At 70.4% G+C, this 537-nt stretch carries 2 protein-coding genes; both read right to left on the bottom strand.

Annotation, left to right across the window (positions count from 1 at the left end):
• The coding region (locus Raf01_RS50780) for a helix-turn-helix domain-containing protein (RefSeq protein WP_275413247.1) at nt 1-162 on the bottom strand (162 nt) is incomplete at its 3' end.
• The coding region (locus Raf01_RS49290) for an IS607 family transposase (RefSeq protein WP_203925097.1) at nt 159-537 on the bottom strand (379 nt) is incomplete at its 5' end. The genes Raf01_RS49290 and Raf01_RS50780, both read right to left, overlap by 4 nt.

Raw genomic sequence — 537 nt, 5'->3', positions numbered from 1 at the left:
AACACCGTAGGTGCGCTCCGCAGCCCGCTGGTCCATGACCGCCTTGACCCGACTCAACGCCCAGTTGTACGCGACCCGGGCCGCCCCGACATGCGCGTACACATCACGTTGCTGACCCGGGTTGAGGTCCAGAGCGAACCGGTACGCCTGGATCGTCTTCACGCCGGGTCCCCGGTGGCAGCCTCGACCGCGCGGCGGGCACGGTTCGCGGCAGCGCGGCGGCCATACAGGCCGGCGCACAGCGACGTCACGATCTCGGCCGGGTCGCCGACCAGGTCATCGTCGACCTTCGCCGGGTCGACGACCCGCAGCCGCCGGCCCTGCGCGCTCAGCGCGGCCTCGACATACTCGGCGCCAAAGCGGGCGAACCGGTCCCCGTGCTCGACCACGATCGTTGACACATCCGGATCGCGAAGCAGGCCGAGGAAATTCTTGCGGTGCCCACCCAGCGCGCAACCGACCTCGGTCACCACCCGGCCCACGGCCAATTTACGCCCACTGGCCCACATCGTGACCCGGGCGACCTGCCGCTGCAGG

This window comes from Rugosimonospora africana, from assembly GCF_016862975.1.
GTDB classification, from domain to species: Bacteria; Actinomycetota; Actinomycetes; order Mycobacteriales; family Micromonosporaceae; genus Rugosimonospora; species Rugosimonospora africana.
Note: the sequence above shows the minus strand (reverse complement) of the source record. Positions and strands in the feature narration are given on the sequence as shown.